The sequence below is a fragment of the Parageobacillus sp. KH3-4 genome (assembly GCF_022846435.1).
GTDB classification, from domain to species: domain Bacteria; phylum Bacillota; class Bacilli; order Bacillales; family Anoxybacillaceae; genus Parageobacillus; species Parageobacillus thermoglucosidasius_A.
On the sequence record NZ_AP025627.1, the window covers coordinates 455,653 to 470,339 of the forward strand.

Here is a 14,687-nt window from a genome sequence, read left to right on the forward strand (position 1 = left end):
GAACATGTCTGCAATTGTAGATGTATACGCACGTGAAGTATTAGACTCGCGCGGCAATCCGACAGTAGAAGTGGAAGTATATACAGAAGACGGCGGTTTTGGCCGCGCATTAGTGCCAAGCGGTGCATCAACGGGAGAATACGAAGCGGTGGAATTGCGTGACGGCGATAAAAGCCGTTATTTAGGAAAAGGCGTATTAAAAGCGGTGGAAAACGTTAACGAAGTCATTGCACCAGCGATTATCGGCTTTGAAGTGACAGACCAAGTCGGCATTGACAAAACGCTCATTGAACTAGACGGCACGGAAAATAAAAGCAAATTAGGGGCAAACGCGATTTTAGGTGTATCACTGGCAGTCGCGCGCGCGGCGGCAGACGAATTGGATCTGCCATTATACCAATACCTCGGCGGGTTTAACGCGAAAACATTGCCTGTGCCAATGATGAATATCTTAAACGGCGGCGCGCATGCCGATAACAACGTGGACATTCAAGAATTTATGATTATGCCTGTCGGCGCGAAAAGCTTCCGTGAAGCGCTTCGCATGGGATCGGAAATTTTCCACAGCTTAAAAGCGGTATTAAAAGCGAAAGGCTACAATACGGCGGTTGGCGACGAAGGCGGCTTTGCGCCAAACTTAAAATCGAACGAAGAAGCGCTGCAAACGATCATTGAAGCGATTGAAAAAGCCGGCTACAAACCAGGCGAAGAAGTGATGCTGGCGATGGACGTTGCTTCTTCCGAGCTTTACAACAAAGAAGACGGCAAATACCATTTGGAAGGCGAAGGCGTTGTAAGAACGTCCGAAGAAATGGTCGCATGGTATGAAGAACTTGTTTCAAAATATCCAATAATTTCCATCGAAGACGGGTTGGATGAAAATGACTGGGAAGGCCATAAACTATTAACCGAACGCCTCGGCAAAAAAGTACAGCTTGTTGGTGACGACCTGTTTGTAACGAACACGAAAAAATTAGCGGAAGGAATTGAAAAAGGCGTCGGCAACTCGATTTTGATTAAAGTAAACCAAATCGGTACATTAACGGAAACGTTCGATGCGATTGAAATGGCAAAACGCGCCGGATATACGGCGGTTGTTTCCCACCGTTCCGGTGAAACGGAAGACAGCACGATCGCTGACATCGCGGTGGCGACAAACGCCGGCCAAATTAAAACAGGGGCGCCTTCCCGCACCGACCGTGTCGCGAAATACAATCAATTGCTCCGCATCGAAGACCAGCTTGGCGACACAGCGATTTACAACGGCATTAAATCGTTCTATAACTTGAAAAAATAATGGAAGAATCTAAACAAGGAACCTGACCGAATCATTCGGTTGGGTTCTTTTTATTTCAGGTTCTATGCCCATTGTTGGGGTGCTTGATATGAAGTGCCCCTCTCTTTTATAGGAAAGTTAGGGCAATGAACATAACACCTTGTTTCTAAACCACTCAAAGTTGCGCATGCCATATGACATTTATTTGAATGGTTAATCCTTTCTAAATAACCGTTTATGTAGGTGGGAATAAACGAGTGATGACTTCTTTCTCCCTTTAAAAAAAGTGGTAAAAACAATTATTTCGGCCATAGATGTATTTAGGGAAAGAGATCCTTTCTTAGTAGAGAAAAATTAAAAATTAAGTGTAAGGAACGATTCAGGGAACAACATCGATGTAAGCGACGAGAAACGTTTTTTCATGGATTAAAAGATACATGGACCATGGGAAAAGGCTCTTTGTCAGAAGTATTGATCAAGGGAGCCCGGCATCGGACATATTCATGGTCACTGTTGTAGTAATGGAGAATTTATGATATAGTAAGGTTATTGCAATGTGCGTTTTTTAAGGAGGAATAGGCATGCATGCATTGCTTGTCACATTGTTAGTTATTGTTTCGATTGCGCTTATTGTGATCGTTTTGTTGCAATCGGGACGAAGCGCCGGCCTTTCTGGCGCCATTACCGGCGGTGCGGAGCAGCTGTTTGGAAAACAGAAAGCGCGCGGATTGGATGCAGTGTTGCAGCGCATTACAGTTGTGCTAGCGGTGTTGTTTTTTGTATTATCAATAGCGGTGACGTATATGCAACTTTAATGTTGAAAACAATGGGGCGGTCCAACCATTTACTAGGGCTGCCTTTTCTGTTTGGAAAAGAGAAAGGGGTTATTGCACTATGAAGATCGTTCCACCAAAACCATTTACGTTTGAAGCAGGAGAACGCGCAGTTTTATTGCTACATGGTTTTACCGGAAACTCGTCGGATGTCAGAATGCTGGGGCGTTTTCTTGAAGCAAAAGGATACACATGTCATGCGCCAATTTATAAAGGGCACGGGGTGCCGCCAGAAGAGCTTGTACACACTGGACCGGACGATTGGTGGCAAGATGTGATAAACGCCTATGAATTTTTAAAAAATAAAGGATACGAAAAAATCGCGGTTGCTGGACTATCGCTTGGAGGCGTATTTTCCCTGAAATTGGGTTACACTGTACCTGTAGTGGGAATTATTCCAATGTGCGCGCCGATGTATATTAAAAGCGAAGAAACAATGTATCAAGGTGTGCTAAAGTATGCGCGCGAATATAAAAAACGGGAAGGAAAAACAACGGAACAAATTGAAAAAGAAATGGAAGCATTTAAAAAGACGCCGATGAAAACGTTAAAAGCGTTGCAAGAGCTGATTGCCGATGTACGCGACCACATCGATTTGATTTATGCGCCGACATTTGTTGTGCAAGCGCGTCACGATGAAATGATTAACCCCGATAGCGCCAATATTATTTATAACGGTATTGAATCGCCAGTGAAAAAAATCAAATGGTATGAAGAGTCAGGCCATGTCATTACGCTGGATAAAGAAAAAGAACAGCTGCATGAGGATATTTACGAGTTTTTAGAGTCGTTGGATTGGTAACCGTTGAAAGGTGGGAAAAGGATGGATCAATCGTTAGTCGAGCGAATTTTAACGTTTATGCGGGATGAGGCATACAAACCTCTTACCGTTCAAGAGCTGGAAGAAGCGTTCGGCATCACGGACGCGGCAACGTTTAAGGAGTTTGTAAAAGCGCTTGTCGCGATGGAGGAGCAAGGGCTTGTTGTACGGACGAGAAGCAACCGCTACGGTGTGCCGGAAAAAATGAATTTAGTGCGCGGAAAAGTGTCCGGGCACGCGAAAGGATTCGCTTTCGTCGTGCCAGACGATCCGGCGCTCGATGACATTTTTATTCCGCCTTCCGAGATGAAAAACGCAATGCATGGCGATACTGTATTAGTGCGCGTGCATGCCGATTCTTCAGGTGCGCGCAGAGAGGGAACGATTGTGCGCATTTTAGAACGCGGCATCACCGAAGTGGTCGGAACTTATACGGAAAGCAAATATTTCGGATTTGTCATCCCTGATGATAAAAAGATTGTCAACGACATTTTTATCCCGAAACATGCGGCAAATGGGGCCGTGGAAGGACATAAAGTCGTCGTGCGGCTCACCTCGTACCCGCAAGGACGAATGAGTGCCGAAGGGGAAGTTGTTAAAATTCTTGGCCATAAAAACGATCCAGGCGTCGATATTTTATCCATTATTCATAAGCACGGTCTTCCGTTGCAATTTCCAGACGAAGTACTTGAACACGCCAACCGCATTTCCGACACGATTTCCGAAAAAGACTTGCAAGGACGCCGCGATTTGCGCGACCAAATGATTGTCACGATTGACGGCGAAGACGCAAAAGACTTGGATGACGCTGTTACCGTCACGAAATTGGAAAACGGGCATTATAAACTTGGCGTCCACATTGCCGATGTCAGCTATTATGTCGAAGAGGGCTCGCCGATTGACCGGGAAGCGTACGAACGCGGGACAAGCGTTTATTTGGTCGACCGCGTCATTCCGATGATTCCGCATCGTTTGTCTAACGGCATTTGTTCGTTAAATCCGAAAGTCGACCGTTTGACGATTTCATGCGAAATGGAAATCAACGAGCGCGGCGAAGTCGTCAGCCACGAAATTTTCCAAAGTGTCATTCGCACGACGGAGCGGATGACGTATTCGGATGTGAACAAAATTCTTGTTGACAAAGACGAAGAGCTGCGAAAAAAATACGCTCCGCTTGTGCCGATGTTTGAATTAATGGCTGAACTTGCGGAGATTTTGCGCAATAAACGGATGAAGCGCGGCGCGATTGATTTTGATTTTAAAGAAGCGAAAGTGCTTGTCGACGAAAACGGGAAACCGTACGATGTCGTGCTGCGTGAACGTTCGGTAGCGGAACGGCTTATTGAGGAATTTATGCTTGTGGCGAACGAGACGGTCGCCGAACATTTCTACTGGCTGAACGTCCCATTTATTTATCGCGTGCACGAAGATCCGAAACCGGAAAAATTGCAGCGTTTTCTTGAGTTTATTACCAACTTTGGCTATGTCGTAAAAGGAACGGGAAATCACATTCACCCGCGCGCGCTCCAAGAGATTTTAGAAGCAGTGCGCGGCGAGCCGGAGGAAATGCTTATATCGACGGTGATGCTTCGTTCGATGAAGCAGGCGCGTTACGATGCTGAAAGCCTCGGGCATTACGGATTATCGACCGATTTTTACACGCATTTTACCTCCCCGATCCGCCGTTATCCGGATTTAATTGTTCATCGCCTTATTCGCACGTATTTGATTAATGGGCAAATGGATGAACAGACACAGCAAAAATGGGCGGAAAAGCTCCCGGATATCGCGGAACACGCGTCGAATATGGAGCGCCGCGCAGTGGAAGCCGAGCGGGAAACAGATGATTTGAAGAAAACGGAGTTTATGGAAGATAAAATTGGCATGGAGTTTGATGGGATTATTAGCTCCGTTACGAACTTCGGCCTCTTTGTCGAACTGCCGAACACGGTCGAGGGGCTTGTTCATGTCAGCTACTTAACGGATGACTACTACCGCTACGATGAACGGAGCTACGCCATGATTGGCGAACGGACTGGAAAAGTGTACCGCATCGGCGACCAAATCACGGTTCGCGTCATCAACGTAAACAAAGAAGAGCGGATCGTTGACTTTGAGATTGTCGGGATGAAAGACCGCCGCCGTAAAGATCCAAAAAATGCTCCCGTCGTGATTGAGGGGAAAAAACGAAAAAAGCGCAATAAAGACGAGAAATTGAAAAAAGCAAAGAAAAAGAAATTTTATGAAGATATTCCAAAGCTAAAGGTGAAAAAGAAGAAGAAAAAGAAAAAATGATAGGGGAAAGTCTCGATGGGCAGAGACTTTTCCTTTCCTCAATTTTTTGCTAAAATTACAGTTGTCGCTATAAGAGGAGGAAGAGCGCGGTATGCCAAAAGGTGAAGGGAAACTGATTGCCCAAAACAAAAAAGCGCATCACGATTATTTTATCGAAGAAACGTATGAAGCGGGGATTGTCTTAAAAGGAACGGAAATTAAATCGATTCGCGCCGGAAAAGTGAATTTAAAGGATTCTTTTGCGAAAGTGGAAAAAGGCGAAGTATTTCTCTATAATATGCATATCAGCCCGTATGAACAAGGGAACCGCTACAACCATGACCCATTGCGGACAAGAAAGCTGCTTCTTCATCGCCGGGAAATTAATAAGCTGATTGGCTACACAAAGGAACAAGGCTATACGCTCGTTCCGTTAAAGCTATATATTAAAAACGGTTTTGCCAAATTGTTGTTGGGAGTCGGCAAAGGGAAGAAAAAATATGATAAACGCGAAGATATGAAGCGGAGAGAAGCGCAGCGCGAGATTGAACGCGCATTCCGCGAGCGGCAAAAGCTATAATGCCAAAACTTCACAATTGAAAATGACGCGCATTATGTTATAATGAATAATGCAAAAGCCAGTTACCAAAAGCTTAATTGCTCGTCATCGTTTCTCCATCGCGGGGACGATACGGATTCGACAGGGATAGATCGAGCTTAAGCTGCGAGCCGAGGGGACGTCCTCGTAAAAAACGTCACCTAAAAATAACTGGCAAAGAAAATTACGCTTTAGCTGCCTAATAAACGCAGCTAGCTCCTCCCGCCATCGCCCACGTGGCGGTTCAGGGGCTCATAGCGAGTGGGCTACGCCCGAGTCCGCCGCCTGAGGACGAGGGAAGAGAACAATCAGGCTAGCTGCTCGGAGGCCTGTCGGTAGGCGGAAGATGCAGCGAAACGCAAATATACCGACTACGCTCGTAGATGCTTAAGTGGCGATATCTCTGGACGTGGGTTCGACTCCCACCGTCTCCATTTTCAATATCCGATCGTTTCGGATTGAACATCGTGAAACTCTTGATACGGCTGCGTTTGTAGTCGTTTTTCATTTTCTATAGATTTTGAAAGGAATTTGCACGATTTTGCATAGCTTTATGCATTGCAGAGTGCTTGCATAGTTTAGGTCGACTTGTCTGGCCCTTTCTCCATAATTAATGTGTCTTGATGTGTTAAACGTAAATCAACGGACTTGCCGATATGGCGAGTCCGTTTTTTAATAGTTTTATTGATTTTGATGGAACGGATCTATTTTTTGAAAAAGTGTACGAAATGTGGACAAATAAAAAGTCTTTTTACCAACTAGAGGTGCATAGTGATTAAGTTTGAGAATGTTGTTATAAAAAGATGAGATGCAAAAGCTAAGTTCGTTGGAATGGGGAGTGGGATGTTAACATTTAGGAGTTGGTCTATATAGGTTTACACAAACTCAATGAACATTTACAAAATCTTTAAGATTCCCGCAGTATCGACTATGTTATGATAATGTTAAACACATAAGTAGTTTGCTGTTTTTGATCGAAAGGAGCCTAAAGGATGGCGGACCAGCTCGCTTCCATCATGTTGCTCGCCGACAGTCTGAGCAGTGAAAATCTTACGGCGAAAATGGACAAATATTTAAACAAGCATCCTGTAGGGCTTATTTATTTAGATATAAAACGTTTTGGGGAAATAGAGAAAAAACATGGGCCAATAACGTGCCAAAAGCTGCTTGAAGCGTGGAAACAATTGGTCTTTGAAGCGGAAATGTCCGGTTCATTTGGATTGTTGGCTCACCGAATGTTTGGCGACGATGTATTGTTGTTTGTCCGCACGAAGCAAGGAGAAGCAGATCAGGTGAAAGTGGCTTTGTTGCGCTTAGCACAAGAGATCCGCGCCGTCTTTGAAAAGCGATTAAACGAAACGATGGCGTTGTCTGGTGATTCGATCGAACTTTACGCCGGAACCGCCGTGTTAGACCCTGGCACGGGGCGCACTGCTGAAAACTTGCTGTATGATGCAATCAAAGAAGCGATTTTCGAAGCAAGAAGCGAAACAGATGCGGAATATAGACGTTTGCGGATGGAGTTTCGCGATATACTTGTTTGCCGTAAGATTACGGCTCATTATCAGCCGATTGTCTCGCTTTCTACCGGAAACATTTATGGATATGAAGCGTTAGCACGCGGTCCGCAGTCGAGTTATTTTGCGACGCCAAACCGCTTGTGGGGATTTGCCGAAAAAGAAAACCAGCTGTACGCATTGGAAAAAGCGGCGCGGCAACGGGCAATTGAGGGATTTTTGCCAAACGATTTTAACTGGAAATTATTCATCAATCTTAATGCTAATGTGATTCATGACCCGCAGTTTACTCCGGGGCAGACATTGGCGTTCCTCGAAAAGATGAATTTAACGCCGCAAAACGTTGTATTTGAAATTACAGAGCGCCAGTCCATCGATGATTACGCATCTTTCACGAAAGCGTTAGACCACTATCGAAAACAGGGATACCAAATTGCGATTGACGATGCGGGAGCAGGCTATTCTTCTTTGCAGGCAATCGCCGAATTGCGACCTGACTACATTAAAATTGACCGCTCGATCATTCATCGCATCAATCGCAACAAGATTAAAGAAATTTTGTTGGAGACGTTGGTAGTGTTTGCGCGAAAAATCGATTGCCAAATGATTGCGGAAGGAATTGAGACTTTCGAGGAGCTGGAAATAGTGAGACAGCTTGGCGTTCATTTCGGTCAAGGATATTTGTTGGGAAGGCCAAACCCGAAGCTGCAGCCAGTTCCCGATGCGGTGAGCGAATGGATGCAAAGACATTCTTCAACAGTTTGAAAACATGGGTTTTTACCCCATGTTTTCGGTTTGTCGACAAAGCCGACAAGCTGAGGCAGATCAATTATAGATCTGCCTTTTTTGTTTGTTCTCTAGAGAGAGTATTTTCTTAAATGATTGGGCTGGATAGTTCAAAAGTTTGTCTAGTGTTATCCTGAAATAAGTTTGTTGAGCTATTCATATTGATTTCAGAAATTTCCAGATTAGAAATTGCCAGCAATTTTAATACGGTCTATCCGATGCTTGAGGAACTAAAAGTCAAGAAACAATTATGTTTTCATTTTGTAATATAATTACTAATTCTATGAAACATAATTGTTACATTTTATTGATATTCTATTGTTGCGAATTTAATCAAGGGGAAGAAATTAAGTAAGGGGGGCAGTATCTTGAAAAAATTACTATTATATATTACTTCATCATTCTTTCTAGCATTCGGATTTTCAGGAGCTGCATCGGCAGCCGGTACATATCAGGTAAAAAGTGGTGACACTCTTTGGGACATAGCTAAAAAGTATAAAGTGACTGTCAGCCAGCTAAAGAGCTGGAATAACCTTAAAAGCGATTTGATCAAACCAAAGCAGGTTTTAAAGATTTCAGGAACGGTAACCAAAGCGGCTGCTAAAACTACAGTAAAAAAGGCGGTAGCCAAAACAGCAGCGTACAAAACAATCACCGTTAAAGCATATGCTTATACAGTAAACTGCAAAGGGTGCAGCGGGATAACGGCTACAGGCTTAAATTTAAAGAAAAATCCTTTGATGAAAGTAATTGCCGTTGATCCAAAGGTAATTCCGTTAGGTTCAAAGGTTTATGTGGAAGGTTACGGCTATGCGGTTGCAGCTGATAAAGGAGGCGGAATCAGAGGCAACAAAATTGACGTATTCATGCCTACAAAAGCAAAAGCTATCCAATGGGGTGTGAGAACAGTAAAAGTTAAAGTATATAAATAATCAAGGAGCCGGCATGATGCCGGCTTTTTTCATAATATAGCATCTTACCTTACAATTTTATATATAATACTTACTTAATTTCATGAATTCGTTTGGATATATAAAAAGTAAATTTTGTGCTTTTATCTTCGCCGCAGAGGAATCAAAGAGGCAGACAGTGAGCCTTTTCCTCCTAGATCCGCGTGTGCCGCCCTTCAATAAAACATATAGAGCCAGTCTCCACATTATTTTTCCAATTCATCAACGAGGTCTAAAGTCATAAAATATCTGCATTCCTGCCTAAAACGCACTGATTTTCTAGTTCTTTTTGCTTAAATTTGGATATAATTACATTTTTTATTGAACATTTTGTCATCATATGATACGTATAGAGAGAATGGAGATAATTGGGAAAGGAGAGCATCCTTTGCTTAAGAGATGGAGGAACTTATTGCTATTGGCGTTAATATTGATCGGGGGGTGTGAGATGGATTCGAAGGCTCAACCGGAGAAGTTGCCGGACACGGTGGCATTTCAAGACGAGTTTACCCGAGAATTTATGGTCTCGCCAAAAGAAGTGAAGAAAGGGTATTACTTATTCAAGTCGAAAACCGGCGGTTATACGATGTTGTATCCGAAAAATGCAATAATGGATAAGATGTATTATGAAAAACATGAAAATTATTTCGAAGATATTAATTTCGGAGAAAGTAACAAGAAAGAGAATATTGCTTATTTTGTAAGGATAACATATGAAAATAAAGCAATAACTAATAACATTGATACGAATTTAAAATTATTATCTAATTCTGTTAACTACAATGGAAATTATACAGAATTTCAATATGAAGATAAGACATTCTACTATGCTAAAACTGAAAAACTTCTAAGTAACGGAAAAAGTAAAGCTTATACATTTTTTAGTTATATAAAGTCTAATAAAAGTAATCAAGGAATAGAGTTTATTTATGGAGTGTCATGTTTGAATTTTAAACAAAAATGTAATATTGACCTAACAAAGGAAGAAGAAAATGCTAAGAAGTTAATAAAATCCATTGAATTCCTGCATTAAGTGAACCCGGGGGGGCGAAGGAATTGTGTCAAATGAAGAAGTACTAAGTACGGATATATTGCGTGCGCGGATTATGAATGTAGAATATCAAAATCTTAGCATTGACGAAATCAAAAGAGAAATCAAAAGAATTTATATCGAAGAAACGGGAAAGGAACCGCCCGCTCACATTAATATTTATCGCTCTGATGATTTTAAAGATTTCAGTCATATTGATTCTGGTTTTGATGGAACAGCGATTCATTTTTATGATGAGGAGAAGGGAATCAATCAAGCGTATATCATTACAAGAGGAAGCGAAGTATCAGAGAAAGATACATGGAAGCCCCTTGATTGGTTTTATAATACCTTTGGTATTTTCGTGGGTAAAGACAAAAGCCAATATAGAGATGCCATGCATTTTGACGAAATAGTAACTAAAAAAATAGATGAAGACTTGGAAAAGAATAAATATGATAAAAAAATCAAGTTAAAGAAAATAGGACTAGGTCATTCTTTGGGTGGAAACTTAATTGTTACTATCCAGTTAACAGCAAAAGAGTATGAGCAAGTATATGTAATTAATGATGCTCCTCCTAGTTATTATCAGTTAGCAAAAATAGATGTTGATTTTTGGTATGATTTAGCCGAAAGATTTAACTTAAATCCTTTGAACTACAACTCTATATACACCCTTTCCCCTTCCAAGCTCAAAGTCTTTGCGGAAGAATACTACAAAAAGCAAATCGACGAGCGTTCGATTCATCATCTGACCGCCCAAGAGGATATGTTGTATGCGGTGAGCGGGGCGCGGGGGTTCATCGATATCGGAAGCCGCCGGGTCATTGATACGAACAAGGATTTTACTAGTATCAAAGATTTGGTTTCCAAAATATCGGATAAAGATGTCAAAGCCATTCAAGTGTATTTATCGCAATATTCCGATGTTTACAATGAAAAAGGGTTTGATGAGGTCGTTCAGGCGATGACGGGGGTCGATATCGCTTTTATTGAGTCGCTTCAGGGCTATGATAGCATGGACTACGTGTGGCATGCAGGAGACATTGTTTCGAAAGCGAATCATATGCTCGACGATATGAAAGTGAAAATTCCGGAACTCATGAAGAACGTGGCGATTTTGTATAAAAATTTGGATCCGATATTCAGTGTTTTTGTGGAGTTGGGCTATGTTACTCCAGAAGAAAAGAAAACGGTTTTGAGCGAAGTCAAGGGAATTGAAAAGGATATCGCATCGATTCAACAACTGCTTCGCAAAACATGGAATTGGAGAATGGCCATTCCACTCCTTACCCCATTGGTAACTGATGACATTCTTCAATGGAAAGCTAGTATTGAGGTGTTATTCCAGATTCGGGATAAGGTATTGGACATCTTAAAACGCCTTCAAATCATCCAAGAAAATACGGCGAATCTTCGAAATGCCATCACCATGAGCGTGGATGCCCATACCTTGAACGAAGTCATCATGGCTCTCGCCCGTTCCAAAGGCAGAACGTATGATGAGTATGGGAATTTAATCTTAGTCAAGAAGGTGGGAGACCACGAAATCCGGATGAATCTTTCCTCCGCCGTAAGAATTTATCAAAAGGGACTGCAAATCCTGGAAGAAAAAGAAACGGTATTACATGAGATGAAGCAGCGATATTTCGATGAATATGTAGAAGATTTTGAAATGCAAAAACGAAAACTGATGAACAAAATCAATGACATGGAACAAAACCCGTGGGCCTATCAGCATTTATTGGGGCATTTCACCTACGATGCTGAACAGGTGCATGTGTTGCGCCGCATTGAGGTTCATGAGTCGATTCCGCCGATGGATCCGATGATTCCGCATATCTTTGAAACGATGTTTTCGTATTATGAACAGGAAATTTCTAAAGGAAAAAAACTCATTGCAACGATCAAAAAATCGTTTGAAGAGTTTTTTGAGCAGGACCAAAATGTGTCCAAGATATTTGATTTGCGATATGGATAAAGAGGGATATTTTGTATGGGACAACTGAATATGTTCTATCATTTTGATGTAGAGCAGGATTTCATGTATAAAGCGAACACGTTTATTCAACAATTAAATAGAATGAGTGAATTGGATGCGGAATTGGTTCATTTGATTCATCATGAAATGAAAGATGATAGGGGACAAATCATCAACAAAACCAATGAAGCGATAGAACAGTATCAAAAAAACAATCAATCGCACAGTGATATGTATAAAAACTCCATGCACACCGCTGCTTGGCGGTACACATACATGATTAACGACATGAGAGGACAAAATATCACCTTGTATTATGATGTCGTCACACGGGAAAAGAAAAGGTAAACTAGGGGATTAATGAACATCAGCCCTGCCTATTCTCATACATTTCTCCTATAATTCCATTTTCTTTTAATTCCATAAATAGTAAGAAAGTAATTTTTATAATGAGGATAATGGTGCAAAAAAATCGTAAAATAATCGTGGTTTCTATATAATTATTTAGGTAAAAAATAGTTCTTTTTCCTTATTTTAAAATAAATGGTTATATATTGTTGACCATTGTTTGTCGGCTTCATTAAAATAAAAGTGAAATTATGGATATAGGGGGAGAGAACATGTCTGGAGTTATTCGCTTAACGCCAGAAGAGTTACGAGGAGTCGCAAGACAATATAATACAGAAAGCTCTAATGTCACGGAATTGATTTCAAGATTGGATCAAATGAGCAATATGCTGCAAGGAATTTGGGAAGGTGCTTCTAGTGAAGCATTTATCCAGCAGTATCACGAGTTGCGCCCATCGTTTGAAAAAATGGCTGTATTATTAAATGAAATCGCGCAACAATTGCACAACTCCGCTACGATTTTGGAAGAAACAGATCAGCAAATCGCTGGCCAAATCCGCGGGTAAATAGTGACACGTTCAGAAAAAAGCGCTACAAATCTAAGAAAGATTATGGCGCTTTTTTCTATATTGGGGGCTTATCATTATGTATATTCAAATCACTATCGATCTTCGGCATTATACGGAGGATGTATTTGACCTTCGTCTGTCCAATTTTTATTCGATCAAAAAGCTCATCGATATTGTTTGGCAGTTAAAAAACATATCGGCGCCGCCAAGAGAAGGCTACTGGGTGCGGGTAGACAATAAACAAATGGTCTGCCCAGGCTATTTTACATTAAAGGACAGCGGAATTACGGATGGAGACCGCATTGTGATATTGTAGCCATCGAGAAAGCGAGAAGGAGTCCTATTTTGTTATGGAAGAGAAAAAAACTTATTTGGAAACACAAATCGATGCCGTAATGACAAAGAATAAACATTATACGATGGTCTTCCAGCGCGCGAAATTAAAAATGCAGCATCCGCTAGAATTGCAGATCATAAAAGAAATCGATCCTTATTTGTTACGGGATATTGACGTGTCCGAAGATGAAGTGAAGATTATCGTCACTCCACCTCCGTCGTTTTTTCCGTTTCCAGTTGTGCGGAAAAAATCGCTTCTTTCCCGGCTAAGAGCGGCATATCAGCTCGTCGCAAAAGTGAAAAATCACTCTCTTCGCCGGTTTATCCTTATTGTATGCCCGGAAAACCTCGTGTTTGATCATGGATTGGAGCCTTTTTTCCTTCATGTTGGAATAAAGGAGAGCCTGCCGCCGTATGAGCCGGATGAAGCGCGTCTCCTTCAAGAAGTAAAAGCGACAGTACTCGCATTGACAGACGGGCAATACCGATTCGAAGAATACCTGAAATTTCACGAAACATTAAAATATTCCGCTATTGCCAAGGAAATGTTGCAAGCAGAAAACTTAGAAGCGCTTCTGTCTATTTTAGAGCGATGGATGGATGAGGAAGAAGCGAAAGAACAGGCGTCTGTACATATTCCAAAACAAAAATGGAATGTGCAACGATATATCTTTTTTTCGACAATGGCTTTGTTGATTCCTGCTATGATTTATACGTTTTATTCGTTCTTTTTTTTACAGCCCAAACAAGAAGCATATGTCCGAAGTGCGGAGCTGTTTTTACAGAATAAATATAGCGACGTGATTACGGCACTGGAAAATTACCCTCCAGAAAAAATGCCGTATGTCGTGCAATATGAACTGGCTTCTTCCTACGTAATGACGGAGTCGCTTACTGAAGAGCAGCGGAAAGTGGTATTAAATAATATTACGTTGAAAACAGACCCGCAGTATTTGCTTTATTGGATTTATATCGGCCGGGGAAGAAGCGAAGATGCGCTTGAATTGGCGAGAGCGATGGAAGATCGGGAGCTGATTGTGTATGGTTTGTTAAAACATCGCGAAGAAATAAAGGCAGACGAAGAGTTAAGCGGAGAGGAAAAACAGCAAAAATTAGAAGAAATTGACAGAGAGATAGAGGAATATGAAAAAGAACGGAAGGAACAGGAAAAGCAATTGAAAGAAGAACAGCAAGAAGAGACAAGCCAGCAGCAAGCCCCGGCGCAGCAGCCGGCAGCCACTCCTCCGGCTTCGACGGCGCCAAACCAACAGTCGAACGCACCTGCATCCAATCATACGCCGCCTGCATCTAATAGCGTGCAGCCAAACAATGCGGAAACGAAACAATAAATGGAAGAAAGTGGAGCAAC

Annotated in this window: 13 protein-coding genes and 1 other RNA gene; all 14 read left to right on the forward strand. The window is 41.9% G+C overall.

Translation table 11 applies throughout. The features are described 5' to 3' along the window. Positions 1-4: 4 nt before the first annotated feature. Positions 5-1,297 carry a phosphopyruvate hydratase gene (gene eno, locus MWM02_RS02245; protein ID WP_064552118.1) on the forward strand — a complete coding sequence of 431 codons (1,293 nt, stop codon included), beginning with the start codon at positions 5-7 and terminating at the stop codon, positions 1,295-1,297. A 560-nt stretch (positions 1,298-1,857) separates the two neighbouring features. After that, on the forward strand, positions 1,858-2,091 hold the full coding sequence (gene secG, locus MWM02_RS02250) for a preprotein translocase subunit SecG (RefSeq protein ID WP_064552117.1): 234 nt from the start codon (positions 1,858-1,860) through the stop codon (positions 2,089-2,091). Between the two features lie 79 nt (positions 2,092-2,170). Beyond that, on the forward strand, positions 2,171-2,911 hold the full coding sequence (locus MWM02_RS02255; RefSeq protein ID WP_244402856.1) for an alpha/beta hydrolase: 741 nt from the start codon (positions 2,171-2,173) through the stop codon (positions 2,909-2,911). Between the two features lie 21 nt (positions 2,912-2,932). After that, positions 2,933-5,224, forward strand: coding sequence for a ribonuclease R (rnr, locus tag MWM02_RS02260; protein WP_244402857.1), 2,292 nt, complete (start codon positions 2,933-2,935; stop codon positions 5,222-5,224). Positions 5,225-5,315: 91 nt separating this feature from the next. Next, positions 5,316-5,783, forward strand: coding sequence for an SsrA-binding protein SmpB (gene smpB / locus MWM02_RS02265; protein WP_064552114.1), 468 nt, complete (start codon positions 5,316-5,318; stop codon positions 5,781-5,783). A 102-nt stretch (positions 5,784-5,885) separates the two neighbouring features. Further along, positions 5,886-6,238: a transfer-messenger RNA gene (gene ssrA / locus MWM02_RS02270) on the forward strand. Between the two features lie 555 nt (positions 6,239-6,793). After that, on the forward strand, positions 6,794-8,083 hold the full coding sequence (locus MWM02_RS02275; RefSeq protein ID WP_244402858.1) for an EAL domain-containing protein: 1,290 nt from the start codon (positions 6,794-6,796) through the stop codon (positions 8,081-8,083). 389 nt (positions 8,084-8,472) lie between these two features. Next, entirely contained in the window at positions 8,473-9,036 is a 564-nt protein-coding gene (locus MWM02_RS02280; RefSeq protein WP_064552112.1) for a 3D domain-containing protein, read from the forward strand. A gap of 466 nt (positions 9,037-9,502) precedes the next feature. Beyond that, complete coding sequence (locus MWM02_RS02285; protein ID WP_244402859.1) at positions 9,503-10,087, forward strand: hypothetical protein; 585 nt, start codon at positions 9,503-9,505, stop codon at positions 10,085-10,087. A gap of 25 nt (positions 10,088-10,112) precedes the next feature. Beyond that, positions 10,113-12,065 carry a DUF6792 domain-containing protein gene (locus MWM02_RS02290; RefSeq protein ID WP_244402860.1) on the forward strand — a complete coding sequence of 651 codons (1,953 nt, stop codon included), beginning with the start codon at positions 10,113-10,115 and terminating at the stop codon, positions 12,063-12,065. A gap of 15 nt (positions 12,066-12,080) precedes the next feature. Further along, positions 12,081-12,413 carry a hypothetical protein gene (locus MWM02_RS02295; RefSeq protein ID WP_244402861.1) on the forward strand — a complete coding sequence of 111 codons (333 nt, stop codon included), beginning with the start codon at positions 12,081-12,083 and terminating at the stop codon, positions 12,411-12,413. 272 nt (positions 12,414-12,685) lie between these two features. Beyond that, complete coding sequence (locus tag MWM02_RS02300) at positions 12,686-12,979, forward strand: WXG100 family type VII secretion target (protein ID WP_064552108.1); 294 nt, start codon at positions 12,686-12,688, stop codon at positions 12,977-12,979. A 79-nt stretch (positions 12,980-13,058) separates the two neighbouring features. Continuing rightward, the gene (gene yukD / locus MWM02_RS02305) at positions 13,059-13,298 is read left to right on the forward strand and encodes an ESX secretion system protein YukD (protein WP_244402862.1); all 240 of its coding nucleotides are present in this window, start codon (positions 13,059-13,061) and stop codon (positions 13,296-13,298) included. Between the two features lie 34 nt (positions 13,299-13,332). Beyond that, positions 13,333-14,667, forward strand: coding sequence for a type VII secretion protein EssB (essB, locus tag MWM02_RS02310; RefSeq protein ID WP_064552107.1), 1,335 nt, complete (start codon positions 13,333-13,335; stop codon positions 14,665-14,667). Positions 14,668-14,687 lie beyond the last annotated feature (20 nt).

Excerpts from the sequence above, each read along its gene's own strand:
- eno (WP_064552118.1), top strand. The coding sequence starts at position 5 with ATGTCTGCAATTGTAGATGTATACGCACGTGAAGTATTAGACTCGCGC.
- MWM02_RS02295 (WP_244402861.1), top strand. The coding sequence starts at position 12,081 with ATGGGACAACTGAATATGTTCTATCATTTTGATGTAGAGCAGGATTTC.
- MWM02_RS02300 (WP_064552108.1), top strand. The coding sequence starts at position 12,686 with ATGTCTGGAGTTATTCGCTTAACGCCAGAAGAGTTACGAGGAGTCGCA.
- essB (WP_064552107.1), top strand. The coding sequence starts at position 13,333 with ATGGAAGAGAAAAAAACTTATTTGGAAACACAAATCGATGCCGTAATG.
- MWM02_RS02255 (WP_244402856.1), top strand. The coding sequence starts at position 2,171 with ATGAAGATCGTTCCACCAAAACCATTTACGTTTGAAGCAGGAGAACGC.
- rnr (WP_244402857.1), top strand. The coding sequence starts at position 2,933 with ATGGATCAATCGTTAGTCGAGCGAATTTTAACGTTTATGCGGGATGAG.
- smpB (WP_064552114.1), top strand. The coding sequence starts at position 5,316 with ATGCCAAAAGGTGAAGGGAAACTGATTGCCCAAAACAAAAAAGCGCAT.
- MWM02_RS02275 (WP_244402858.1), top strand. The coding sequence starts at position 6,794 with ATGGCGGACCAGCTCGCTTCCATCATGTTGCTCGCCGACAGTCTGAGC.
- yukD (WP_244402862.1), top strand. The coding sequence starts at position 13,059 with ATGTATATTCAAATCACTATCGATCTTCGGCATTATACGGAGGATGTA.
- secG (WP_064552117.1), top strand. The coding sequence starts at position 1,858 with ATGCATGCATTGCTTGTCACATTGTTAGTTATTGTTTCGATTGCGCTT.
- MWM02_RS02285 (WP_244402859.1), top strand. The coding sequence starts at position 9,503 with ATGGATTCGAAGGCTCAACCGGAGAAGTTGCCGGACACGGTGGCATTT.